Source organism: Streptomyces sp. CRCS-T-1, from assembly GCF_024442335.1.
Taxonomy (GTDB): domain Bacteria; phylum Actinomycetota; class Actinomycetes; order Streptomycetales; family Streptomycetaceae; genus Streptomyces; species Streptomyces koelreuteriae.
Window position 1 is genome coordinate 1 of sequence record NZ_CP101652.1, and the last position, 22,890, is coordinate 22,890.

Consider the following 22,890-nt stretch of genomic DNA (forward strand, 5'->3'; position numbering starts at 1 on the left):
CTAGTTACGTACATGGGCGTTGGCACCGCACTACCCAGAACCTCCGCAGCAATTCTCTGCGCGGAGTGGTATTCCAGCGCTGGCGCGTTGGAAAGCGGAATTCGCTTCGCGAATTCAAGAAAGGCGCTGCGCGCCTTCCGCTAAACCCGCTCCGCGAGTTTAGCAATTCCCGCTGCGCGGGAATCCGGATTTCCGCTGCGCTCCAATCCTGGGCCCGGTCCGCTGCGCTCCCCGGGAGGGCGTCCGCTGCGCTCCCGCCCAACCGGCTCCGCCGGGCACCTAGGTGAGGGTGCATCACGCCTCAACCTGTGTAGCAACTGGGATCCAGGCCCACCACCCCCACCGCCTGGCCGTGCCCGGTGCTTCCCTCACCGAAAACTTCGGACCAATCCGCAGAACGGGCCCACACCCTCCCCGAACTGATGCCCCATCAAGAAACTTCAAAACGAGGGCCAGACCAACTCTGGAACCAACCTCCCGGCCCCCTGCATCAAATGATGCAGCATGTACCTTTGGCGAATCCAGCCCACACCCCAAGCTGCTGTGCATCACGTGATGAGCTGTGTAGAGACTGGGATCCCACAGCACCACCCGGGGAACTGAACGGGACCCCCTCTCTGGTCATCGCTGGCGCTCGATGTGGGCCACCCACGTAACCGCCTGGACCCTGCTAGGGACTTCACCAACTTGCCCCGCAGCAGCCCGGTAGCAGTCAGCCAGGAGGTTGTAGCGGCCCACCGCTCCCAATCCTCGGTCCCGCTGTCCATAGATTTCGCATACGGCGATGTCGTGCGCGTGACGGTCAATTACCACAGCGTCGGGGTTCTCTGGGTTGGCAATGCACAGGTAGAAGAATCCGGTTTTGATGTGCATGGGCAGGACTTCGCTCGGGTGGGTGCCCGCCATAATTCGGTTTGCTTTGGTGATTGCGTCGCGGACGTGTCCGCTCGCGCTTCCTTCAGTGAATGCCTTCCGGGCCAACCGGCAATTCTCGGACCAGCTCTTGTTGGCGGAGAGTGCGGCGAGGACGCCCGCGCCTTTGTGGGTGTCGCCTGCTGCGATCTCTGCGGCGAATTGGTGAGCCATGGCGTACCACTGGTTTCCGCGTCGCTTTTGGTCGGCTGTGGCTGCGTGCCACTGGTCGATGATGGCTTGTGTGTAGGCGGCGCGCTGCTGCTCGGTGCACTTGACCGGGATCATGGTTCCTTTTGGTGGGGTGGGCGCGCGAGAGGGGGCGGTGAGGAGCGGCCTCGATGGGCGCTCAACTCAGGCCGGCGGCGCGCGAAAGGAAGTGAGAGGGGGTGGCGGTGGGAGGCTTGTGCGGGCCTCCCACCGCCGTTTGTGCATCAGCTGGTACGCGCGTTGGGAACCGTCGGCGCGTCGATCCCTGCCAGCTCCAGAAGGGCGTTGCAGCGGTCGAGGGTCAGGCCTTTGGTGTTGCCCCGGGCGTCGGGGCCTCCGGTGAATACGGCGGTGCCGTGGTAGGCCTGGTGAATGGGCGCGGAGATCGAATAGAGCAGCATGGCCAAGTGGTTGATGGGGGAGTTCTTGAGCAGTCCTTCGTCATCCAGCCACATGCAGACCTTGGGTGAAAGGTCGACAGCGGCAATGCTGGTGCAGCCGATTTCGCAGTAAAGGGTGTTGAGGTTGTCGGTGGAGTGGGGCCATTCGATGACGCTGAACGAAGCGTCGGGGCGGAGAACGAGCGCGAAGCGTGCTGCGGACATGGGTGTCCCCTTTCAGTGCGTAAGGGTCTTTGGTGTTGGGCGACTGCCACCGCCGACCAACAAGAAAAGTGTATCGCAATTTAGGCACCGATCCAAGCGTTTCCGCAGGTCAACGCGCTGGAGTAGCGGGCAGGGGCCCGGCCGCCGCACCGCCCATCCGCACCGCGCAGCGGTACGGATCTGCCTGTCCGGCCGTCGCAGACGGCGGGGCAGCGCGCAGCGTCTGCCCCGGTACCGGGCAGGCCGCCGGTAGGCCGCGCAGCGGTCCCGGCGAGGGTGGTGGCAGGGCGAGCGCGCCAGCGCGCGGTCGGGGAGCGCAGCGGACCGACGGCCTGCCAGCACCCGGGCGTGAGCGCGCGCAGCGCGCGGTCTGGGGTGCGCCAGCACCCCAGACACGCCCCGGCGGCGCGGCGGCCGGGCCCCGGCCCGCTACTCCAGCTGGGAAAGGGGACTTCGGCGCGGCGGGCTCTGCCCCTTGCTGCGCCCCTGCTGCGCCTGTGGTGTCACTGCCTCGCAGCGGAGATGGCGAGGGCCCCCAGGGACGTCCTGGGGGCCCGTCAGAGCTGTGACAGCGGTTCTTACCGCCCGTTCTGGCGCTGGGCGGCTCGACGCCGGGCACGGACGGGAGCTGTTTCGTCGGTCCAGGTGATCAGGCGCCAGCGTTCGCCGTCGTGGCCGGGCGTGCCTCGCCACGGCTCCAGGGTGTGCACGAGGCCGTTCCAGAGGTCCAGCCGTTCCTTGAGGGCTTCGCGCGTGGAGGCGGCGAGGGTGTCCTTCAGCAGATCGAGCTGGTATCCGGCGGTCTCGTAGAGGCTTTGGGCGATGCGGGTCTCTGGAGCGGTCGGCCGGTAGCGGGTGGCCAGTTCGTCGATCCGGGCCGCCAGGAAGGTCTCTATCGCTGCGACGTCGGCGGCGGTGATCGAGGAGGCGTAGACGTCGAGCGGACCGTCGGGGGCGAAGCCGCAGTCGGGAAGCTGGGTTTTCACAGAGCGTCTCCTAGTCAGCTGGTGCTGCGAGGGCGTGCACGAGGTCGGCGGGGTCGGGGGTGGTGCCGGTGGCGAGGTGGCGCACATTGGGGCCGGGCGGGGGCCAGGCTGCGCCCCGGCCGAGCGGGTGGCGGCGGGAGGTCGAAGTGCGCCAGCCGTGCCGTTCGGACCACACGAGAGCCGCGGCCGGCGCTTCGGGGCTGTCCAGCACGAGCGCGGCGAAGCACTCTTCCCCCTCGGGGTGTTGGACGGCCGGTGGAGTGTCGGTGCTGGTCCAGCCGCGGGCGTGCAGGGCGCGGGCGACGTCGGCGAGGTAGGGGCGTGCCTGGCGGCCGCGCACGATGGCCTCCGAGCGGATGCTCGCGCGGCGGGTCAGGCCGGCGGGGTAGCCGAGCGCGGCAGCGGCCTGCGCGGCCGTGATGCCGCGCTGCTCCATCACGTCGGCCATCCGCTCCGCGCGCAGGGCCGTCAGCGCGGCCTGCGCGGTGTTGCGGTGTACGCCGAGCTGCTCGGTGACCCCGGCCGCGGTGAGGGCGGGATCGTCGTCCAGGAGCTGCGCGACACGCGCCGGGAGCAGATCGCGGGGAACCTGGTCGCCGACGCCCGCGGGACGGCCCCCGCCGCCGCTGCTGGGGCGGCGGGGCGTGGGGGTGTGGTCGCGTACGACGTGGCGGGGCCAGTGCTCGACTCCGCCCACGAGCACCAGGTGCTCATGCACGGCCGGGTCCTTCTTCCGACGGTCCCAGGCGGCCGGGTCCATCCCGCGCAGCGCAGCGGCCTCCTGGCGGTCGAGCAGGTCCTCGTCATCGTCCGCGGTCGGCAACGCCGGGACAGGGCGCCCGGCGAGGTAGGCGTCGACCTGCTCGCCGTCGTAGAGCCGGGTGCGGCCCGCGCTCAGCGGCGCGGGGAAGGCCTCGGCCTTGAGACGTCCTGAGTTGATCAGGGTCTGCACGGCGATGCCCTGCTGCGCGGCGATGTCGGCGAGGGTGCGCACCAGGTGCCGGCGTCCGGCGCGGATCATTCGGTCCTCCCAATCCGGCGAACCACCGGAATTCAAAAGTAGTTCCTTTTCCACTGAGCAGCGGAAATCAATAGTCGAGATCCAGGTAATCGATGTCGGTGATAGCCACATCTGACAGGCCCATTGCGCGTGCACCGCCATCCTGGAAATAGATCTCTTTGAAGCCGTCGGCGATGATTCCGCGCATCTGCTGGTCGCTGGCTCCGGTGTCGCGGGCGTCGAACAGGCGCTGTGCGTAGGCCGGGGGGAGGTGCACAGTGAGGCGCCGGAAGCGTCCGTCGTCGGTCGTGCCGACGGGCGCGGTGTACCCGAACCGGGCCCGGGTCTCCACCGTGATCCCGCCCGTGGTGGCGGCCTGCCGCTGACGGCGCTTGCGCACCTGCGGCTGCCAGCGCTCGCGCACCGCGTCGGCCATGCGCTGGGCCAGGTCGGCCCGCGGCCGGCGGATCTGGTCTTTGACGTAGCGCTCCACGGTGCGCTGCGAAACGCCGAGCAACTCGGCTGCGGCGCGGGTGCCTTTGAGCTGCTTGACCAGGTAACGCATCTGCGCCCCGGCGCTCTTGGGGATGGGGCGGGTGAACGCCTCCCGGTCCGCGCGTTCAAGGCCGTCTCCGATGATGCCCATCGGTGCCTCCGTTCAAGATCGGCTGTGTGGGCCGCTGTGGGGCGATCATGGCCGGGCCGGGGGAAGTGCCCGGCCGGGCCATGATCGCGCCGTACAGCGGCGTCCAGGGCGGTTAGAGGGCCGGTTCTTCCGCGCCGGACATGTCGCGCAGTCGGCTGTAGTGGAACTGGTGGGCCACGGTCACGTTCGCCGTGGGCCCGTTGCGGTGCTTGGCCACGATGAGATCGGTCTCCCCGGCGCGCCCGGACTCGGGCTCGTAGTAGTCCTCGCGGTGCAGCAGGATGATCGCGTCGGCGTCCTGCTCCAGGGCGCCGGAGTCGCGCAGGTCGCTCACCGCCGGCCGCTTGTCCTGCCGCTGCTCGGGCCCGCGGTTGAGCTGGGCCAGGGCAATGATCACGGCGCCGGTGTCGGAGGCAAGGATCTTGAGTTCGCGGCTGATCTCGGTGACGCGGTCGTAGGTCGACTGCCGGGCGTTGCGCTGGTCGGTCTGCATCAGCTGGAGGTAGTCCACGACCACCAGCGGTGCGCGGCCGGTCTCGCGGATGACGGTCTTGATGCGGGAGCGGATCCTGGCGGGGCTGACGCGGGCGCTGTAGTCCATCCACAGCGGCAACCCCCGGAGCTCCGGGGTGTAGCGGTCGAGCCGGTCCCAGTCGTCTTGGGTCAGGCTGTCGACGCCGTCGCGGATGTGGTGGAACGCGACCCGCGCCCGGGCCGAGAGGATGCGGTTGCTGACCTCCGCGCGGCCCATCTCCAGGCTGTGCACCAGCGTGGGGCCGCCCTTGCGGGCGTTGGCGGTGGCGACGCCGAGCGCGAACGCGCTCTTGCCCATGGCCGGGCGGGCGGCCACCAGGATCATCTGGCCGGGCATCAGCTTCATCAGGTCGTCCAGGTCGGTGAACCCGGTGACGGCCGCTGCCGGGACGGAGACGGCCAGGCTGTCCAGGTGCGCGTCCAGGTGGTCGCCGAACCGGCCGAAGGTGTCGTCGTCGTCCTGGCTGTCGGCCGCGAGAGACTCCAGCTCCGCCTGGTGAACGGCGATCGTCTCCGGCACCGACAACGGGTCCGCGAGGCGAGCGCCCTGCATCCCGCGCACGAGCGCCGCCTGGTAACGGCGCACCTGGGCGTAGCCGTGCACGAGGTCGGCGTAGTGGCCGGCCTCGGCCGAGGAGCAGGCATCGCTGGCGATCTGGGACAGGCCCACCACGCCACCGACGCGCTCGAGGTCGCCGGTGCTGCGCAGCTGCGCCTCCACCGCGGGCAGTCCGGTCGGGCGGCTGGCGCCGTGCAGCCGCTGCACCGCCGACCACACCAGCTCGTGCGCGGGCTCGTACCAGTCGCCCTCGCGCACGGCATTCGCCACGTCGGCCACCGGGTCGTAGGCCGGGGTGGCCATCAGGCAGGCGCCCAGCGCGCGGCGCTCCGCGTCCACGGAAACGGCCTGCTCGTTGTCCAGGGTCTGCGTGGTCACTTGGCCGCCTCCACTTCGCTGCGGGTGACACCGGGGTGCGTGCAGCGGCGCTGCGGGCCGTTGTCGTCGTCGTCCAGGAGCCAGCCGTACTCATCGCACTCCGGGCAGGCCTCGATGACGCTTCGCGTAGCCGCCGGCCGCGCGCTGCTGCCCTGCGCGGGAGTGGCCTGCGGGTGCACCAGCGCGTAGCGGCGCAGGTCCCGCACCCACCCGGGCAGGCACTTGGTCCAGGAGGCAGCGCCACCGGTGTTCTTCAGCACCTCGGCTTCGAGCAAGGCGCGGTACTCGGCATCGGCACCCGCCAGGGACGGCCAGCCCTGCTCGCGCATCGTGCGCAGCAGCTTGGGCGCGCAGCTACGGGCGGTGGCCGCACCCGCCTGCCACCGCTGCATCTGCTGCAGGAAGTCCACAGCCGCAGTGATCTCCTCCGGAGAGAACTCCGGCCCCTCCTCCCTCTGTGACGGAAGCGAACCCGTGGGACGCGATGGAGGGGTAGGGGAGGAGGAATCCTCCTCCTCCGGGGGGTGTGGGGGGTGAACTCCATTGGTACCACGTGGTTTGACCTGCGGTTTTGCAGCATCGACCACATGTGGTGACTGACCACATGTGGTCATTGGTGGCACGTGGTCTGAGCTGGGCTTTTCACCATCGACCACATGTGGTGACTGACCACATGTGGTCATTGGTGGCACGTGGTCTGAGCTGCGGTAATCGTCAGGAGCGGGAATCCAGGATCCGGTCTCGGGCTGGTCGGTCCGGCGCTGCGAGACGGCGTACTGGATGCCAACGGCCTTGCCACCCTCCCCCCGGAGCCGGTGGGTCTGGACGTAGCCAGCCTCGCGCAGCAGGCCCAGCTCCCGGCGCACGACGTTCGCACCGATCGGCTTGCCGTTGGCGCCCTTCCAGCCGAGCTGCTCCAGCCATGACACCAGGAACGGGACATCGAAGGTCTGGTTGGACGGCAGGAACCACAGCGCCTGGGCGAAGGCGATCGTGAGCGGCTGCCAGCCGTGCCCGAAGAACGTCTCTTCGGCGATCGTGACGTGCGGAGCGAACTCCGACTTCTTGGCGTAAGTCGCACGGACCTCAAGGTCCGTCGCCGCATCCTTCTCCGGACGCGGAGTCTCTTGCTGGTAACGCAACGGTGGTACATCTCCCCAGGTCGGGGAGCCGCGACCAGCTGATGTGACCTAGCAGAATCCCGGAGTAGTGGCGTTGCGCAATCTGATGCGCATACTCTGGGTATAGGTGACTGCGCGGGCTCAAGGGCCCACGGGCATCACCCCGGCGAGGTCACCTCACCGGATCACGACTCAGAGTGGCTAGCTCGGATGAGTCGGACTTGAGAGAGGCTCCTGTTGTGGCGACAGGGGCCTCTCTGCATTACGGGGCTCGGATTCGCATCAGGGCTCTCACCCCTCGCCCGAGGCGGCCGGAAAGAACGCCTGTGCGGCTTGTGGGTGCTTCTGAGCCCAGCCGTTCAGCAACCGAACGTACGCGTCCAGATGACGTCGACGCGGCCGTGCTGCGCCGACTTCCCACCGGTTGAACGCGGCTCGGGTGACGCCGAACACTGCTGCCACCTCGGCTTGGGTGAGGCCGTCGGCTTTCCGGAGACGCGCGCGGATCTCCGGGGGCGGCATGAGGTCTGGCCGCGAGAGCAGGGCATCCACCGCTTCGGTCAGGTCAGGCACTGCGTACTCCCCCTCCCGTACATGATCCGGAACTATACATAAATCGGCACTCGATCCATGGCATTTGACGGCGCGTCGCTGGCCTTACCGGTCGTCGCGGTCGACGAGCCCTCGCGCTTGTGTCAGGTAGGCGTAAGCCGCGCCCAAGTGGCCGTACTGGGCGGCGCCTTCGGTCACGAGAGCCATGTCTGCGGCCTCCGCAGAGCGCTGGAGCGTCAGCGCCACGGGGGCAGGAACTCCTGGAGCGGAGGCGAACTCCAGGAGCCGCCCCACGACCATGCTGAGTCCTGCGTCGGCAGGAAGGCCGGCCGGGCCACTGGGCGCACAAAGAGCGGGCACCCACCCGGTATCAGCATCCAGCGCGGCGCGCAGCTCCTGTAGCAGCTCCTCGCTGGTCATGCGCCTGTCGGCGTTCATGGGCGTCGGCTCCTGGTGCCTCAATGACGGAACGGGTGGGAACAGGCTCCCCAGCTCCTGCCGGGGAGCCTGAACTTCAGGCCAGCGGCACCGCGAAGCGCAGCTTCCAGCCCTTGCTCAGCACATGCTGAGTGACCTCGACCACGCGGCCCTCCTGCGTGCGGCCGATGTGAGTGACGGTCATGACCGGCTCGCCCTCGCTCAGTCCGAGGCGGGAAGCCTCTTCCGTGGTGGCAGGTCGAAGCTCCACATCTTCCACAGCCGTGTCGCCCTGGTCGTACCCGGCCTCCTTCATCCGGCTGATGATGCCGCCGACGCCCGTGTCCACCTGCTCGATACCCGCAGCCTCGGCCACGTCGACCGGAATGTAGGTGCTGGCCAGCTGGACCAGGCGGTCGCCGTCGAACATCTCCCGGCTGCGGACCACGACTGCGTCAGTCGACCCCAGAAGCTCGGCGACGTCGGCGGGCGCGGCCGCGCGGCTCACGGAAACCTCGGTGCGCGGGGTGCGGCCGGTGCGGCGGAGTTCAGCGTCGAAGGCGCCGTGCGCACCGTCCTCCTCGCGCTGGCTCGTGGTGTAGCGAGTGCGCGCGTCGCGCAGGATCGTGCCGCTGCTGTCGATGCTGTTGCTGGGCATGTAGTGCGTGCTCCTTCTTGGGATTGCTTACTGAATGCGCGTGCAGTTGTCAGGCGTCGGGCGTGTCGATCACCCACTCATAGGCCAGGCGCCATTTCGACCGCGGCAGGACGTGGAGGCCGATCTCGACCACTCGGCCGGCTGCGGTCAGTCCTTTATGGGTGATCTCCATGACGGCTTGTTCGGCCGGGACGCCTAGAGCTTTGGCTTCCGCCTCAGTCGGAGAGCGGACCTCGATCTCCTCTCGCAGGCGTACCTGCTTGAACCCGGCCTCGGCCATGCGGGACTTGCTGCCCCCAGTACCCGTATTACTCTCCGCAAGCACGGGACAGGCGTCCGCTACGTCCTGGGGGAACCATGACGTAGCAACCTGGACGACCTCTTCGGCCTCGGAGTTGCCAGGGATCCCAACGGGCATGATCCGCTCGCGCTTGAGGGTCTTGGCACGGTGATGCATCTCGAAGGCTTCGGCAACCTTCTTGGGAGGCACGTCCCTTGCGATGGTGAGGATCACCGGCCGCGGTTCGAACCCCATGGCGCGCATTTCCGCTTCGAATGCACCCACGGCTCCGCCGGCCTCGCGCAGCGACGGCAGGTACCGCCGGTTTCGCTCACTCACGATCTTGCCGAGCACCAGCGAGACATATGTGCCCTTACCGCGCCGAGAGACCAGGAGCCCTTCGCTCTCCAGTAGGCCGTAGATGTCACGGGCCGTCTGGTAGGCGATGCCGTGCTCCTTCTGGAGTTGAGGCACGCCAGGCAGGCGTGACCCGGGCGCAAGTACGCCCCGCGCGATCTTGTCTCGGATCTCGGCTGCGATCCGTTCAACCTTTCCCGGCTCTCTCTGCTTGGCGGCCACCGCTCCCCCTTCCGTGCGCATCGTGCGGGCAGCGGATCTCGCTACCTGATGCGCACAGCATGGCATGTCTAGTTGTTTCCCGAAAGCCGGGACTCGTTGTCGCTTAATGAGTACCAGAAACTCGCAGTTCAGAGGGGGTGTTGAGAAGAAGTTAGCTAGACAGGTTGACCTGAGGGGGATACCGGGGTTCTAATCGAGATGCCCCGCAGGCGGTGAGTAGCCGGATGCAGGGCGTAGCCGATGGTGTGTTGGCTCGCTTCGGAGTCGCTCATCGGCCGCAAGACACGAGGAAGCCCCTTCCCCTTACGGGGAGGGCCGGGGTTGATACGAACACCAAATCCCCCGGGCCAGTCTCTTGGCTGGTGTGGCTCCCGAGTTGCACGTCGCAGCGCAGATGCGCTGTCCGTCCATCAGGACGCCGGGATCGATCCGAGCGGCCTGGCGGGCGGAGAGGGCACCGCGACGCGCCCCGTCTCTCCAGTCACGAGGAGTCCCCCATGCACACAACGCCCGTGATGCCGAAGGCCAGCAAGCGCCGCCGCAAGACCCGCACCAAGACGGTCAGCCACCGCGCGCCGATCGTCGCCTCCGACCTCAAGGCCACCGAGCTCGACCTGACCCCCGGCAAGGAGCACCTGGTCTGCCCCGACTGCTCCACCTGGGTCCCGATCACCGGCATGTTGGGCACGCCGAAATTGGTGCCCCATCACACCGGCCGGGCCGAGACCGCTGAGCCGCGCCGCTGCACGGCGGGCAGCAACCGCCGGGTCACCATCGACGTGGACGTCACCGAATGGGGCCACAAGGTCGCTGAGGCTGATGCCACTGCGGTGGGACGTCGCAGCGGCAGGGTGAACCGCAAGCCCCGAGCAGCTGTCCCGACGCCGCTGCACCGTGTGGCCTCCGTGCCTGGCCCGAGCGTACGACTGCTGGCCGCGCAGACGCGGGCCCGGGACGCCGTCAACGAGCACCGCAGCGAGTGCGGGATGTGCCGGACCGGGCGGGCTCGCTGCTCCATCGGCCGTGAGCTGGAGATCCGCATGGGCCACACCGACGCCGCAGTGCGGCTGGCACACGAACAGCACGAGAGCGCGCTGCGGGCCGCCGCCACGCCGACCATCCCGCGCACACAGCAGTGGCGCCGGGTGGCCTCCCAGGTGAACCGGGCCGACGAGCGGCGCATGATGTTGCCCGCAGGCGACGCCCCGCTGGACAGCCCGCCGGTCCCGCTGGACACCATCCGGCCCAAGCACCCAGCGCGCTGATCCACCCACCATATGCGCGAGCGGCTGTGACTGCTCTCGCCCCGGCACCGCCACCTCTGCCGGGCCTCCCCGCAGCCTGCGCTGCCCATCGCCGACCGTGCCCATAACCGGGGCCGGTGGCCGGTGGAGTGCGCAGGACGCACTCGCGCGACGAGCCCCCAGGAGTGCGTTCCTGGGGGCTCTTTCGCAGGTCACCCTTCGTGAGAGGACGACCCAACTTGCCCAGCATGACACCGGTCCCGCACGAGCGGACTCCCGACCGGCCCACCCCGGCCCGTCCCCACCCGCAGCGCACCGCGCAGCACGACAAGCTCGCCCTCGCCCGACCGGATCGGAGCCGCAGCGTGATCCCCACCGTCATCAGCCTGCCCCGCACCCAGGACGAAGTCGGACCCCGCGGCCCCGGCGCCATCTACCAGAACGTCAACGGCCGGTTCGAGGTCCTGGCGCTCATCACCAACCCGAGCGAGGCCGCGCAGCTGCTGCGCCGGGGCAGTGCGCGGTGGGCGGTCATCGTTCGCGACACCCTGCGTCCCGACGGCCAGCCCTTCGCGGTCGGTTCGGTGTGGACGACCTCGGACTACCTTGTCCGCCCCGCCAAGGAAGCCGCGCCGTCGGCTGCATTCGCGCCTGCTGCCTGACGATCCGCCACGGTCCCTCTCCCACCCCACCAGAGCGTCGGGGGTGGGAGGCGGGCCGTGGCTGGCCGTCCGGCCAGCCACACGGTGACAGCCCCGGAAGGTCAGAGCTCCGGGGCTGTCTGGTCAAAGGACAACGGAGGTCCCGATGACCACGACGATCATGACACGTCCCCGTTCCGGCTTAGAAGCCCTCGACGCGACCGATGCGCACCGCCAGCTCGGGGAGCTGCTGACGAGCATGGTGCGCGCGGCCGACGCCCGGGTCGAGCCCGGCCGGCGGGCGCGGCGCACGGTGCAGGAGATGGTGCCCGGCTACGAGCGTCAGCCGGTGCTGACGCTGTTCCGGCCGGTGATGGCGGGCGACGCGTGCCCGCTGTGCGGGCGCTGGTCCTGCGACCCGAGCAACTGCCCGCCCGCCTCGGCCGCGCCCGCGCCGGCCGCGACGGGCAGCGGCAACCAGTGCTCCTCCTGCGGCGGTTGGTTCGGCGTCATCGCCGCGGTGCCCGTCCCGGCCACCGCCTGGACGTGCGACGCGTGCCAGGCCCTCGGGCGTTGATGCCGCACCTCATACAGGCGGCCCGGGCAGCGCAGCAGCACGCTGCCCGGGCCGCCCTCGCGGTCGGCTCCCACCACCCTCTCGCCCGCGTGCTGCTCGCGGCCGCCGCGATGGCCGCCGCAGCCGCGTGGGAGGCGGGTCACCGCGTCACCGATCTCCATCCGTCCAGCCAGCACCACGAAAGACCCCCACGTGCCTGACAACTTGTACCAGCGCTACCAGGCAGCACACGGCGCCCACCAAACGCACGCCAAGGTCTGCACCTCGTGCACCGACCAAGCCCGCTGTAGCCAAGGCGCGCGGCTGTGGGAGTCGTTCACACGGCTGCAGGACGCCTACCTCCAGCGCAAGCGCCCCCGCTGAGCCATCCCGCTCAGCCGTCATCGCCACCTCTGGCGGCTGCCTGACCCGCCCGGCCCTCTGCTCGCGTGCCCCTCACGCCAGCACGGGTCCGGGCGCGGTCCAGGGGAGCCGGACAGCCCGGCAAAAAGGAGAACCCAGATGCTCAAGACGCTACGAGCACGGCAGCGGCACTCCCGACTGATGCGGGTTGCTGTGCACCTGGTCCGAGAAGAGGCGGTGCTGTCCTCGGACCCGGCCGCGTGGGAGCGGATCACCCCCGCGCAGGTCGCCTGTCTGGCCTTCGCGCGCCACCAGCTGCGCATCAACGAGGAGGAGGCCGCCGACTACTTGGCCGCCGCCCTGGTCGCTCGCGGCTACCCCTCCGACCACCAGCTCACCTCCGCCGACTGACGGTTGCCTGACCCGCCCGGCCCCGCCGCACCAGCACCACGCGGCCGGGGCCGGGCGCGGTCCAGGGGAGCCGGACAGCGGCCACCAGTCCCGCCCGACAGGAGAGACAGCCCATGGCCAGCACCATTCCGTTACGCACGCCCCTGGACGATTCCGAGCTGCCGCACCCGGCGCCGACCACTGCGGCGACGTCCGGCGGCACGGCCGATGTCGGCCGCCGCACCGGAACCTCCACCCCTGACCAAGGAGTCGGCATGCCCCTGGACACCATCATCGTCACGGCCGACGAACATCGGCAGATCTTCGAGCGACTGGCGCCGCATCTGCCGCCGTACCTCCGCAAGGTCGAGCCGAACCCGTCCGGCTGGGGCCTGCGCTTCACGTTCGCGGCGTTCACCGGCCGGGAGAAGGCGCCGACGGTGCCCCCCTCCCGGTACGACGACCCGCGGCTGAAGTACGTCCCGGAGTCGGAGAACCGGGTTGAGCACCGGCTGCGGGAAGCGGCCGACCACATCCTGGGCGAGCTGTACGACCAGGCGTACCGGGAGTGGAAGGACGCCGCCTACGTCGCCGACCTGCGCGAGATCGTCAGGGACGCCCCGGACCGGTGGAAGACCTACGAGCGGGAAGCCAAGGCGCTGGAGTCGGCCTACGCCCACCTGCGCACGCCGCAGGCTGCTACCGAATGGCCGGCCGCCATCTCCCGCCTGGTCGACGCCCAGGAGCGCGCCCTGGCCGCCGCCGACGCCTTCGACGAGCGGGCGGTAGATATCGCGCACGTGCACAGCAAGCACCTCTACGCCGACCTGATCCCCGCTCAGGCCCTGGCGGCCGCGGGCTACCCCGGGGGCGCGCAGTGGCATGTCGGCAACGCCTTCGACGGCTACTTCAGCGACGCCCTGCACTCGAAGGTGCGTCGACTCGTCGACGAGCAGGAAGCCCACGTCGCCAAGGTCGCCCGCCTGTCCGGCATGGGCGACTGAGCCGACGCCACCACCGGCATCACAGAAGAAGGGACATCACCGTGCAGAGCATCAAGACCTTGGGGGCGAAGGCCTCCGCGCGCGGGATGGTGCTGACCGTCCTGGGCGTCATCACCCTGGGCGTGGCCGTGCTGTCGGTCGGCGTCAGCTACCACATCCTCGAACCGCGCTTCGGGGCCTGGGCGGTGCCGACCGTCGCCGCGCTGGACGCGCTGTGGGTCGTCTTCCAGGCCACGGAGATCCTGGCCCGCAACAACCGGCTGCGCGCCCAGCGCGTGATGGCCGCGGGGCTCGCCCTCACGCTCATCAACGCGGCCATCCCGACCGCTGATCTGATCGTGTCCAGGCCGGACACCTTCGACCTGGCCATGGTCCTGACCCCGGTCGCGATCGTGGCCACGAAGGGCGCATGGTGGCTCACCCTGCCCGCGCTCGGCCGGAAGGTCTCCCAGCAGACCCAACACGCCATCGCCGAGCGGCGCCAGGAGGTCGCCGACAGGCTGGAGACGATGGAGGCCGACGCCGCCCACCGCATCGAGCTGCTGGAGATGGCCACCGCGCTGGAGCAGCGCGTGGCCAAGGCCGAGACCACGTACCGCCTGTCGGTGCTGGCCGCGCAGGAGTCGATGACCAAGGACCTGCACGAGCAGGCTGAGGCGACGCAGAAGGCGGTGACGGAGAAGGTCCTGCCGGCCTCCGTGGCGGCCATCGCCCTGCCGGACCTGGACACCTGGACGCCCACCGCGCCCGCCCTGCCCACGACCCGTGCCGCCCTGGAACCGGGCGTCACGGGCAGTCACGCAGGTCAGGACGCTGACCCGACCGGCCGTCACGGCAGCCGTCACAGTGGGCGTGACGCCGAGCGTGACGCCGCCGCACTCGCCGACCTCGCCACCGTGACGGGCGTGCCCACGCCCGAGCCGGGCGAGCCGCTCACCGACGACCAGCTCGACGTCGTCCTGCGGCACCTGCGCTACCGCGACGACCCGCCCATGTCCTACCGCCAGGCCGTCGCCGCCTTCCGCCGCGCCGAGTTCGTCGGCAGCGAGAAGCGCGTACGCCACGCCTGGTCCGCGCTCATGACCAACGAGGGCGCGACGGAGGAGAGCGAGAAGGACGACGAGGACGAGGAAGCGGACGCCTGACAGAGGGCGACCGCCCCGTTTTCCGGCACCACCAGTGAGGGCCAGCCCGCAAGCGCGGGCTGGCCCTTGCTGCGACTGCCGGAAGCTCAACACGCAGTCGAAAAAGGCCTGTTCGGCGAGTGACCCGGCGAGCGAACACGCAGTTCGCAGACCCGAGGGAGCAGACCCGACACGCAACGTCAGGAAAACCCCGTGAAATCGAAAAGGTGTGCGGTCTACGGTCCGCGCTCGTGATCAAGACACCCGAAGGAGAAGGGGTGGCCAAACAGAAGAAGCAGCAGGAAGACGAGCTGTACGGGCAAGCAGCCGGGGCGATTGGCATGCTCGCCATCGCAGCCGGCGTCCTGGCAGCCATCAAGGACAAGCTCGGCCTGTCCTGGCCAGCCACCCTCGCGCTCACCACCGGAGCACTCGTCGCACTCGGCTACGGGGCCTGGAAAGCCCGAACAGCCCTGCAGCGGCTGCGAGGAGGCGTCACACAGCCTGCCACCGCGGTCAAGCAGGATGCTCCTGCCGCGAGCGCAGAGGGGCTACTGGAGGCCGTTCCGGAAGTTCCGGTCCACCCGGAGATGACCGACGCGCTGCGCACGGCGGGCGTCATCGACAAGGCCGAAGTGATCCGGGCCGACGAATTCACCATCGCTCCGGTGCTCACCGGCCAGCGGTATGACTTCCTGCTGCCCAAGACCCGCACCGTCCAGGACATGCAGAAGCGGCTGGACAACGTAGCCGCCTACTTCGGAGTCAGCCGCCTGCAGCTGGCGCTGGAGCGCAGCCGCGACAACGAACGCCGGGTCAAGCTGCTCAAGCTGGACGCACCGCCGTTCACGACCCCGTTCCCGGCCCCGACCCGCAGGGAGATCGAGACCTTCGCCGGGGTCCCGCTCGGACACGACGTCACCGGCGAGCTGGCCGGTGTTCCGACGTTCGACAAGGCGTCCATGCTCATCGCGGGCATGTCCCAGATGGGCAAGACCACGCTCATCAACGGACTGATCACCTGCCTGCTCCTCGCCTACGGCGAATTCGAAATGTATCTGCTCGACGGGAAAATCTGCGGGCTGATCGCATTCGAAAAAAACTGTGTCCGCTACGAAGCCACCGATGACCCGACCGTATTCGAGAACATGGTGGACGAACTGGCGGCCCGAGGCAAAGGCCGCTACCAGCAGAAGCAAGAAGCGAAACGCAACAGGAATCCTGACCCGAAATTCAAGCCGGTCTTCTTCATCGTGGACGAAGTAGCCAACTTCTTCGCCGACGACGGAACGCCCAAGGGTAAGGAGAAGGCGCAGAGGATCGAAGAAAAGGCCCGCAAGCTCGTCGCTATGGCGCTCGAATCGGGAATCTCTACGATCTTCATGACGCAGCGTCCCGATAAGGATGCCATTCCGGTGAAGGTGCGAAGTCAATTCGTGTACAGGCTCTGCCTGTATGTGGATTCCATCGGCAGCGCCAAGGTCGCTCTGGGTGACTCGTACTTCGAGACAGTCGCCCCGATCAATCCGACGCAATTGAACCCTGATCTCAAGGGGCAGGGTGTTCTGTTCGCGGGCGGCACTTCCACGCTCATTCGTGGATTCAACTTCGCTGATGAGTTCATGTGGGAAGTGGTCGACGAAATGTCCGCACGCCAGCACAAGGTGCTGGAAGCGGCGCCACAGACCCCGGTGAAACAGGCCATCGACCTGATGCAGGAAAAGGGCGTCGAGTTCATGCCTACCGCTGAACTGGCCCCCGCCCTTGGGATCACGGAAAACGATCCGGTGGAGCGCGGCAAGAAGCTCGCGCAACTCCTGGAAGTCGCAGCAGGTAGGGGGAGCAGGGGCATTCGAGGCTACAAGCTGGCCGACCTCACCGCCGCTGCTATGTCCGATTCATGACCGCCACGCTGCACTGCCAGACCACCGCCAGACCACCGCCACCCGCTGTCGCGGGTGGCGGTCGCAACTGCTCGGGTGGCGGTGCTCTGGCGGTCACCTGGCGGTCCCGGGTGGCGGTCCTGACCAGCAAGAACACCAAGAAGGCCCAGAAGGGAGGGAAACGCTCTTGAAAGCCTCCACAGCAGCCGTCGTGGGCGTAGGAGCCACTGCGGCCGTGATCGTGGCCGCACTCGTGCAGGGCGCCGGCGACAACCCCGTCGGGGCCGCGCTCAGCCTGGCCGTGCCGGCCGAGTACCAGGACCTGATCGAGGAAGCGGGAAACACCTGCCCCGAGGTCAGCCCGAATCTGCTCGCCGCCCTGCTGACGCAGGAATCGGGATTCAACCCGAAAGCCCGGTCACCGGTCGGCGCGCAGGGAATCGCGCAGTTCATGCCGTCCACCTGGGAAAACCACGGAATCGACGGCAACGGCGACGGAAAGCGGGACGTGTTCGACCCCGAAGACGCGATCCCGTCATCGGCCAAGTACCTGTGCACCATCGCCGAAGATGTGAAAGACGTCCCCGGGAACAAGCAGAACAACATGCTGGCCGCGTACAACGCAGGCAGCGGCGCTGTCCGCAAATACGGGGGAGTCCCGCCGTACAAGGAAACCCAGAACTACGTCCGCTCGATCACCGCCCTTTCCCGCAAGAGCACGGGCGGCGGCGGAACGGCATCGGCGAGCCAGGCAGTCACTGCCGTGAATGCGGCGCAGGGAATGCTGGGCAAGCCGTACTCGTGGGGCGGCGGGAACGCAGACGGCCCCAGCACGGGCACCTGCTGCTCCCCCAAGGGGCGTTCCGGTAAGAGCATTACCGGATTCGACTGCTCCGGCCTCACGCTTTACGCCTATGCGAAAGCCGGTATCAGTCTGCCCCGTACCGCGGCTCAGCAATACGCCGCGTCAAAGCCGGTGAAGCGAGACCAGGCAAAGCCCGGAGATCTCGTCTTCTACGGCTCCAGCGCCTCCGGCATACACCACGTCGGGATCTACGTGGGTGGTGGCTACATGATCGACGCCCCCAGGCCCGGAACCAAGGTCCGCTTCTCGCCGCTCGATTCCATGAGCGACCTGTTCGGATTCGCTCGCCCTGTTTCGTCCAACCAGAAGGAGATCTGAAATGCGCAGCTTCAACCTCGCCCAGCCCGTCGACATGTCCACCGGCTTCAAGGACTTCTTCGACACCATCGGCCTGACCGGCGGCGGCCTGGTCACCAAGGGCATCGCCGCCGTCATCGCCGTCATCGCCGTGCGGATGCTGCTGCAGCTGTCCAGCGACCCCAAGGGCGCCCTGCGCAAGGGCGGCATGGCCATCGGCACGCTGTTCGTCGCCGTGGTCCTGGCCCTGTACGGCGACACCCTCTTCTCCACCGTCACCGAAGCCAAGGGCTGAGCATGCCAGACAAGGACCCGGACAACTGCAGCCAGCTGGATGAACCAGCACGGTCCTACTGCGAAGGAGACACCGGCGGATCAGGCGGCAGCGACGGCGGCGGCGACGGCGGCGTCACTGACAGTGCCATCGTCAGCGTCAAGGAACTCGCCGATAGCCTGATCAAGCACATCACGCAGCAGCTGGCGCCCAGCAAGACATGGGCGCCCGAGAAGGCCGACAACGGGCTGTACGAGCCGTTTCTGTGGCTCGGCCAGCACCTGGCGGTCGCCATCTTCATCTGCGTCGTCGTCGTATGCGCCCTGACCGCATGGCAGGGCGCACCACGCCTACGGCAGATGGGCACCTCGACAGGGTGGGCCCTCGTGGCCGTAGCCGGTATGGCCTCGATCCCCGGGGCCGTGATGCTGCTGAACAAAGCCCTCAGCGGTGCGTTCATGGCGGCCTTCAGCAGCGACGAATCCACCCTGTTCAAGACCATCTCCGATGACATGGAGCACGGCGCGGACGCGAACAATCCGCTCGGAGTTTTGATCATCATTGCTGCGCTGGTGGTCGCCCTCGCCTTCTCGGCGCTGGTGTTCATGACGCGTCAGCTTGGGATCCTGGTGTTCGTCTGCATGGCGCCGCTGGTGCTGGCATCCCTGGCACGCAGCGGCGATACGTCTGCTGTGCGGGCGTGGGCGGGGCGGCTGCTGGGGCTGATGTTCGCCCCCTTCGCACTGCTGCTGGTCACTCCGTTCGTGAAGTTCGCTCAGGGCTCGCTGGTGGTCGACGCGGTGCTCCTGGTAGCGGCGGATGCCCTCATGCTCCGCATGATCTTCCACGGCGTGCCCTACATCGGCCCGAGGGTGGCCGGTGCAGCGCGGGCCCTGGTGGAAAGCCGTACCGATCACCCGCTGGCGCGGGCGGTCGTGCGGGCCGGGGCACCGACCGTCTACGAGCAGGAGAACATCCCGCGCGGTCCGCGCACGGTGGACACACCGGGCCGGGCAGCCTGGCAGGACGGCGGGGTGCTCCTCGCCGCATACGGGCTGAAGCAGCACCAGCGGCCGGGGACCCTGACCGCCGCGTCGGTGGTCGCCAAGGCCCACAACGAGGCGCCGCGCAGGGCGCAGGCCGCTCAGGCCCGCCGTGAGGCATGGGCAGCCGCATCCCCGCAGGTGTCGAACCCGCGGGCCGCCGGGGGACCGGCCCCGGCCCCGGCGCCCAACGGCCCGGCTCCGCAGCCGGCACCGCCGGGCACTGCCCCGGCACCCCGGCCAACACCGGCCCCCAGGCCGCCGGGACCGACCCGGCCGAACAACCCGTAGAAGCCCGACCGCCTGGCCCCGGCACACCCCCTCCGCTCTCATGCGGGCGCCGGTGCGCCGGGGCCAGGCGGTCTCACCACGTCCCCGGCCGGTACCCCGGCCTGGCCATGAACCTAAGGAGGTCCGATCGTGTACTCCCTGACGCCCGGCTACCGGATTCCCGCCCTGCAGCGCGGACTCAGCCCCGCCGAAACGATGCTCACGAAGGCCAACGCCGGGCTCGGGAGCGCCGTCCTGATGTCGGCAATGATCACCCCGCCGCCCGTGTGGACGTTCGGCGCAGTCGGCGCCGCCGCTGCATTGCTGAACGTCGCGCCCGGACCGCGCTCGATCGCTCGCTGGGCGGCAGTCGGCTACCGGCACCTGCGCGAACGCACCGCGCCGCCCGGGACGTTCGCCCGGCCGGGAGCGACCGCCACGTGGGCCCTGTACCCGGGACATGGCGTGATGCAGGACGCGGCACAGCGCGAGGCCTGGCACGCCGCCTTCTCCCGGGCGCTGACCTTCGCGGGTGGCCAGGCCCGGAACGCTGGGGTGCAGGTGCACGTCACCCACCACGCCACCGTCGACGACTACACCACCCACACCCAGAGCATCTCGGTACACGTCCCCAAGGGGCTGACGGGCCAGCCCGCCCGCCTGCTCGACTCCCTGGCGGGCGAGTTCGCCCGGCTCGGAGCCCTCACCCCGCTCGACCCGGACCCCCTTCCCAACGTGACCGAGCGCGGCCCGGGTTGGGTGGCCCTGGACGATGGGCGCTACGCATCGACGGCCCGGATCACGGCCTGGCCGGACGAGACCGACGGTGACCTGATGCCGCGGCTGCTGCTCGGGCAGGGCACGGGCCGGTCGCTTGCGGTGCTGTACCGGCCGCTGCCGGCGGGGCAGTCGCGCCGGTCGGCCAAGTGGCAGTCCGCCGCGTCGGAGGCCTTCACGACCGACAAGATCAAGGCGGAGGCGCAGAGCCTGGCCAGCGGCACCGCGCACGGCGCCCTGGTCCAGGGCGCCACGCTCGTCGACCTGGACGCCTACCTGACGGTGTGGGGCGATAGCCCGCAGGCCGTTACCGATGCCCGTTGGCAGGCCGTCCTGGCCGGTGACCGCCACCGGATCCGGCTGGACTGGCTGCCCGGCCAGCAGCACCGCGCCCACGTCATGACCACCCCGCACGGGGCAGCCACGCAGAAAGGGGCGATCCTGTGATCCGCCTGCCCTCCACTCACGCCGCGATCACCGCGCCGCTCGTCGCCTCCAGCGTCCGCTTCCCCGGCATCCCGATCGGCCGGTCCTTGCTCGACGGCCGGCTCTTCCACCTCTCCCCCGTCCAGACCGACCACCGCCTGCTGCCGTCGACCAACAGCATCGCGCTGGGCGGGCTCGGCTCGGGCAAGAGCACGACGGCGAAGACACGGATCCGCCGCGAGATCATCGAGCACGGCCACCAGGCCGTGGTCATCGACAGCTTCGGCGAAGACCAGTCCGGCGAGTGGTCGGCCCTGACCCGCTCCCTGGGAGGCCGCGTCATCGAGGCCGGAGCCTTCACGCTCAACCCCTGTTCCTCGCTGTTCCCGCGCGAGGTCCGCGAGCAGCTGGTGCGCTCCCTTATTGCCGCAGTGGAGCCCGCCGCACTCACCCCGCAGTCCACCCACGCCCTGCAACACGCGCTCACCCACCCCAAGGCGACATCACTGAGTGGGGTGATGGACGCGCTGGTACAGCCGGAGGACGGCCGGTGGCCGGCCGCGAAGCTGACCGAGTGGGGCGAGGGCGTGGCCATCGCCCTGTCCCGCTACACCGAAGGCTCGCTGAGCGGCCTGTTCGACGGCCAGGACGCCAGCCTCCCCGAGACCGACCTGCCCATCCTCTCCTTCGACTTCTCCCGGCTTGACCGGAACAGCCCGGCGATTCCGTCGCTGATGGCTGCGGTGTCGTGTTGGGCGGAGCAGGTGTGGCTGCCTCAGTCCACGGCGGTGCACCGGCATCTGGTCCTCGAGGAGGCCTGGCAGATTCTGCTGTCCCCCGCGACGGCGGAGCTGATCCAGCGGCTGCTGAAGAACTCCCGGAAGGCGTCGCTGTCGCTGGACGTAGTGATGCACACGCTGTCCGACCTCGGCGAGGGCAAGGCCCAGGACCTGGCCAGGCTGTGCGAGATCGCCCACGTCGGCCGTCTCGGCCCGGAGGAGGCCGCCACGGTCGGCGCGCTGCTCGGTCTGCCCGCGTGGGCGGTCGAGCGCATCCCCAGCCTCGGCCCGGGGCAAGCGGTGTGGAAGGTCGGCCCTGACTACGTCGACATCGTGCAGACCGTCCTGACAGAAGAGGAGGCCCGGCTCACCGACACGTCCACGCGGCGCCGAAAGGCGCAGCAGGCCCTGGCCGCCGACCTCGACACCATTGACGAGCCGGCACCGCAGGAGCAGGACCAGGACGACGCCGAGCACGACGGCCCGCACACGCAGTACCTGCCCGAAGTGCTGGCGCCGGTCCTGCCCGAGGGGACAGGCGTTGAGGCGGGGGACTGGGATTGGGAGATGCCTCCCAACGTCATTGACTCCCGGCACCAGGACGCCCTGCAGGCCGCGCGGGAGGGACGCTGTGGCGAGGCCGCCGACCTGGCCGCCCTCGGGGAGCGGCAGGACATCGCCGCTCACGGCATCAACTCCGATCAGGCCGTTTCCTGGCTCGTCACCCGCGCCAAGGTGGCGGAAGTGTGCGGCAACCTCGGCCAGGCCACGCAGTTGCGCGCTACCGTCGCCCGCATGGGGAAAGTCGAATGGTTCGAGCAGCCCGAGGGCGCACGGACGGAGCCTCAGTGGCACAGCGGACCCGAGCCAGCCCTCCCTGAGGCGCCCGCTGGCTACATCGAGCCGGTGAAGAAGCAGCGGCGCACGTGGCCCTACGTCGCCACCATCGCCACCCTGGCCCTCGCTGTGGGGATTGTGCTGCAGAACGCAGCGGATGACGAAGAGCAGCTTGAGAGCGCCAGAAAGGCAGCCGCCTACAAGGGCGTCTCAGCGGTACATGTCGACATCGACGGAGTTGAGACCGAAGCTGCGGCCAAGTGGAACAAGGACGGTACTTCCGTCGTCCTGTCAGTCGTGGTCGACCCGGATGAAGAGCCCAAGTTCGTCCGGGTCGATTCTGGCGAGCGAAAAGCGCAGGAAGAGTTGGCGCCTCTTGAGGAGGGTCAGTTCGCCATGCCGACCCGTCTTGAGATCAAGGTGCCGGTTCAGGACCGCTACCAGGCCGTCCAGATGACTGTCGCTGTGGGTGGGAAGGACTGGAAGAAGAGCACCCGAGCCCCGGGACGGACCATCGAGTTCCGTCCCGATCGGACCGCCATCGACGCGGAAACCGGCAAGTCGCTCAAGCAGTACTACTCGCACCTCTGACGGACGATCAATCTCCGCGCCGGACTTCGGCGTTGTTCCGGACGCTCCGTGTCGTCCTCTCACGCCGTGCCGCGCCGCAGGGTGAGAGG

Annotated in this window: 26 protein-coding genes; 15 read left to right on the top strand and 11 right to left on the bottom strand. The window is 69.0% G+C overall.

Annotated elements, in window-relative coordinates; translation table 11 throughout:
• Window positions 1-621: 621 nt before the first annotated feature.
• The 11 genes from NNW99_RS38765 to NNW99_RS38815 all read right to left on the bottom strand — a co-directional run bounded on the left by NNW99_RS38765 (window position 622) and on the right by NNW99_RS38815 (window position 9,437).
• Window positions 622-1,200: a hypothetical protein gene (locus NNW99_RS38765; protein WP_255961447.1), complete on the bottom strand. Its 579-nt coding sequence runs from the start codon at window positions 1,198-1,200 to the stop codon at window positions 622-624.
• A gap of 146 nt (window positions 1,201-1,346) precedes the next feature.
• Window positions 1,347-1,727, bottom strand: a complete 381-nt coding sequence (locus NNW99_RS38770) for a DUF3846 domain-containing protein (RefSeq protein WP_255961446.1) — start codon at window positions 1,725-1,727, stop codon at window positions 1,347-1,349.
• A gap of 578 nt (window positions 1,728-2,305) precedes the next feature.
• Window positions 2,306-2,713, bottom strand: coding sequence for a hypothetical protein (locus tag NNW99_RS38775; RefSeq protein ID WP_255961445.1), 408 nt, complete (start codon window positions 2,711-2,713; stop codon window positions 2,306-2,308).
• Window positions 2,714-2,723: 10 nt separating this feature from the next.
• Window positions 2,724-3,734: a DUF6292 family protein gene (locus tag NNW99_RS38780; protein WP_255961444.1), complete on the bottom strand. Its 1,011-nt coding sequence runs from the start codon at window positions 3,732-3,734 to the stop codon at window positions 2,724-2,726.
• 67 nt (window positions 3,735-3,801) lie between these two features.
• Window positions 3,802-4,359, bottom strand: coding sequence for a helix-turn-helix transcriptional regulator (locus tag NNW99_RS38785; protein ID WP_255961443.1), 558 nt, complete (start codon window positions 4,357-4,359; stop codon window positions 3,802-3,804).
• Window positions 4,360-4,471: 112 nt separating this feature from the next.
• Complete coding sequence (locus tag NNW99_RS38790) at window positions 4,472-5,830, bottom strand: DnaB-like helicase C-terminal domain-containing protein (protein ID WP_255961441.1); 1,359 nt, start codon at window positions 5,828-5,830, stop codon at window positions 4,472-4,474.
• Window positions 5,827-6,972 (bottom strand): hypothetical protein, encoded by a 1,146-nt coding sequence (locus tag NNW99_RS38795; RefSeq protein WP_255961439.1) that lies wholly within the window; start codon window positions 6,970-6,972, stop codon window positions 5,827-5,829. Before NNW99_RS38795 ends, NNW99_RS38790 begins: the two co-directional genes overlap by 4 nt.
• A 270-nt stretch (window positions 6,973-7,242) precedes the next feature.
• Entirely contained in the window at window positions 7,243-7,524 is a 282-nt protein-coding gene (locus NNW99_RS38800; protein WP_255961437.1) for a helix-turn-helix domain-containing protein, read from the bottom strand.
• Between the two features lie 84 nt (window positions 7,525-7,608).
• Complete coding sequence (locus NNW99_RS38805) at window positions 7,609-7,941, bottom strand: hypothetical protein (protein WP_255961435.1); 333 nt, start codon at window positions 7,939-7,941, stop codon at window positions 7,609-7,611.
• 76 nt (window positions 7,942-8,017) lie between these two features.
• Window positions 8,018-8,578 (bottom strand): UTRA domain-containing protein, encoded by a 561-nt coding sequence (locus tag NNW99_RS38810; RefSeq protein ID WP_255961434.1) that lies wholly within the window; start codon window positions 8,576-8,578, stop codon window positions 8,018-8,020.
• 49 nt (window positions 8,579-8,627) lie between these two features.
• The gene (locus tag NNW99_RS38815; protein ID WP_255961433.1) at window positions 8,628-9,437 is read right to left on the bottom strand and encodes a GntR family transcriptional regulator; all 810 of its coding nucleotides are present in this window, start codon (window positions 9,435-9,437) and stop codon (window positions 8,628-8,630) included.
• 497 nt (window positions 9,438-9,934) lie between these two features.
• Here NNW99_RS38815 and NNW99_RS38820 point away from each other — a divergent pair, with 497 nt between their 5' ends.
• The 15 genes from NNW99_RS38820 (at window position 9,935) to NNW99_RS38890 (ending at window position 22,801) form a co-directional block, all read left to right on the top strand.
• Window positions 9,935-10,702 carry a hypothetical protein gene (locus NNW99_RS38820; protein ID WP_255961431.1) on the top strand — a complete coding sequence of 256 codons (768 nt, stop codon included), beginning with the start codon at window positions 9,935-9,937 and terminating at the stop codon, window positions 10,700-10,702.
• 227 nt (window positions 10,703-10,929) lie between these two features.
• Window positions 10,930-11,343: a hypothetical protein gene (locus NNW99_RS38825; protein WP_255961429.1), complete on the top strand. Its 414-nt coding sequence runs from the start codon at window positions 10,930-10,932 to the stop codon at window positions 11,341-11,343.
• A 145-nt stretch (window positions 11,344-11,488) separates the two neighbouring features.
• Window positions 11,489-11,899, top strand: a complete 411-nt coding sequence (locus tag NNW99_RS38830) for a hypothetical protein (protein WP_255961428.1) — start codon at window positions 11,489-11,491, stop codon at window positions 11,897-11,899.
• Window positions 11,899-12,099: a hypothetical protein gene (locus NNW99_RS38835; protein WP_255961426.1), complete on the top strand. Its 201-nt coding sequence runs from the start codon at window positions 11,899-11,901 to the stop codon at window positions 12,097-12,099. The genes NNW99_RS38830 and NNW99_RS38835 overlap by 1 nt, the downstream gene beginning before the upstream one ends.
• Window positions 12,092-12,262, top strand: a complete 171-nt coding sequence (locus tag NNW99_RS38840) for a hypothetical protein (protein ID WP_255961424.1) — start codon at window positions 12,092-12,094, stop codon at window positions 12,260-12,262. Before NNW99_RS38835 ends, NNW99_RS38840 begins: the two co-directional genes overlap by 8 nt.
• 138 nt (window positions 12,263-12,400) lie before the next feature.
• Window positions 12,401-12,652 (top strand): hypothetical protein, encoded by a 252-nt coding sequence (locus NNW99_RS38845; RefSeq protein ID WP_255961423.1) that lies wholly within the window; start codon window positions 12,401-12,403, stop codon window positions 12,650-12,652.
• Window positions 12,653-12,765: 113 nt separating this feature from the next.
• A complete protein-coding gene (locus NNW99_RS38850) occupies window positions 12,766-13,635 on the top strand; it encodes a hypothetical protein (protein WP_255961421.1) in 870 nt (289 codons plus the stop codon).
• Between the two features lie 41 nt (window positions 13,636-13,676).
• The gene (locus tag NNW99_RS39025) at window positions 13,677-14,780 is read left to right on the top strand and encodes a hypothetical protein (protein WP_305125239.1); all 1,104 of its coding nucleotides are present in this window, start codon (window positions 13,677-13,679) and stop codon (window positions 14,778-14,780) included.
• A 230-nt stretch (window positions 14,781-15,010) separates the two neighbouring features.
• On the top strand, window positions 15,011-16,663 hold the full coding sequence (locus NNW99_RS38860) for an FtsK/SpoIIIE domain-containing protein (protein ID WP_255961420.1): 1,653 nt from the start codon (window positions 15,011-15,013) through the stop codon (window positions 16,661-16,663).
• Complete coding sequence (locus NNW99_RS38865) at window positions 16,660-16,833, top strand: hypothetical protein (RefSeq protein ID WP_255961419.1); 174 nt, start codon at window positions 16,660-16,662, stop codon at window positions 16,831-16,833. The genes NNW99_RS38860 and NNW99_RS38865 overlap by 4 nt, the downstream gene beginning before the upstream one ends.
• Window positions 16,834-16,877: 44 nt before the next feature.
• Window positions 16,878-17,825 (top strand): bifunctional lytic transglycosylase/C40 family peptidase, encoded by a 948-nt coding sequence (locus NNW99_RS38870; RefSeq protein ID WP_321170485.1) that lies wholly within the window; start codon window positions 16,878-16,880, stop codon window positions 17,823-17,825.
• 1 nt (window position 17,826) lies between these two features.
• On the top strand, window positions 17,827-18,099 hold the full coding sequence (locus tag NNW99_RS38875) for a hypothetical protein (protein WP_255961418.1): 273 nt from the start codon (window positions 17,827-17,829) through the stop codon (window positions 18,097-18,099).
• A gap of 2 nt (window positions 18,100-18,101) precedes the next feature.
• On the top strand, window positions 18,102-19,412 hold the full coding sequence (locus NNW99_RS38880; protein WP_255961417.1) for a hypothetical protein: 1,311 nt from the start codon (window positions 18,102-18,104) through the stop codon (window positions 19,410-19,412).
• A gap of 129 nt (window positions 19,413-19,541) precedes the next feature.
• Window positions 19,542-20,615: a hypothetical protein gene (locus NNW99_RS38885; RefSeq protein WP_255961416.1), complete on the top strand. Its 1,074-nt coding sequence runs from the start codon at window positions 19,542-19,544 to the stop codon at window positions 20,613-20,615.
• On the top strand, window positions 20,612-22,801 hold the full coding sequence (locus NNW99_RS38890) for a hypothetical protein (RefSeq protein WP_255961415.1): 2,190 nt from the start codon (window positions 20,612-20,614) through the stop codon (window positions 22,799-22,801). The genes NNW99_RS38885 and NNW99_RS38890 overlap by 4 nt, the downstream gene beginning before the upstream one ends.
• The last annotated feature ends 89 nt before the right edge of the window (window positions 22,802-22,890 follow it).

Coding starts and splice junctions, on each gene's coding strand:
- NNW99_RS38765 (WP_255961447.1), bottom strand. CDS start 1,200: ATGATCCCGGTCAAGTGCACCGAGCAGCAGCGCGCCGCCTACACACAA.
- NNW99_RS38770 (WP_255961446.1), bottom strand. CDS start 1,727: ATGTCCGCAGCACGCTTCGCGCTCGTTCTCCGCCCCGACGCTTCGTTC.
- NNW99_RS38780 (WP_255961444.1), bottom strand. CDS start 3,734: ATGATCCGCGCCGGACGCCGGCACCTGGTGCGCACCCTCGCCGACATC.
- NNW99_RS38785 (WP_255961443.1), bottom strand. CDS start 4,359: ATGGGCATCATCGGAGACGGCCTTGAACGCGCGGACCGGGAGGCGTTC.
- NNW99_RS38805 (WP_255961435.1), bottom strand. CDS start 7,941: ATGAACGCCGACAGGCGCATGACCAGCGAGGAGCTGCTACAGGAGCTG.
- NNW99_RS38810 (WP_255961434.1), bottom strand. CDS start 8,578: ATGCCCAGCAACAGCATCGACAGCAGCGGCACGATCCTGCGCGACGCG.
- NNW99_RS38820 (WP_255961431.1), top strand. CDS start 9,935: ATGCACACAACGCCCGTGATGCCGAAGGCCAGCAAGCGCCGCCGCAAG.
- NNW99_RS38825 (WP_255961429.1), top strand. CDS start 10,930: ATGACACCGGTCCCGCACGAGCGGACTCCCGACCGGCCCACCCCGGCC.
- NNW99_RS38830 (WP_255961428.1), top strand. CDS start 11,489: ATGACCACGACGATCATGACACGTCCCCGTTCCGGCTTAGAAGCCCTC.
- NNW99_RS38835 (WP_255961426.1), top strand. CDS start 11,899: ATGCCGCACCTCATACAGGCGGCCCGGGCAGCGCAGCAGCACGCTGCC.
- NNW99_RS38845 (WP_255961423.1), top strand. CDS start 12,401: ATGCTCAAGACGCTACGAGCACGGCAGCGGCACTCCCGACTGATGCGG.
- NNW99_RS38850 (WP_255961421.1), top strand. CDS start 12,766: ATGGCCAGCACCATTCCGTTACGCACGCCCCTGGACGATTCCGAGCTG.
- NNW99_RS38865 (WP_255961419.1), top strand. CDS start 16,660: ATGACCGCCACGCTGCACTGCCAGACCACCGCCAGACCACCGCCACCC.
- NNW99_RS38875 (WP_255961418.1), top strand. CDS start 17,827: ATGCGCAGCTTCAACCTCGCCCAGCCCGTCGACATGTCCACCGGCTTC.
- NNW99_RS38880 (WP_255961417.1), top strand. CDS start 18,102: ATGCCAGACAAGGACCCGGACAACTGCAGCCAGCTGGATGAACCAGCA.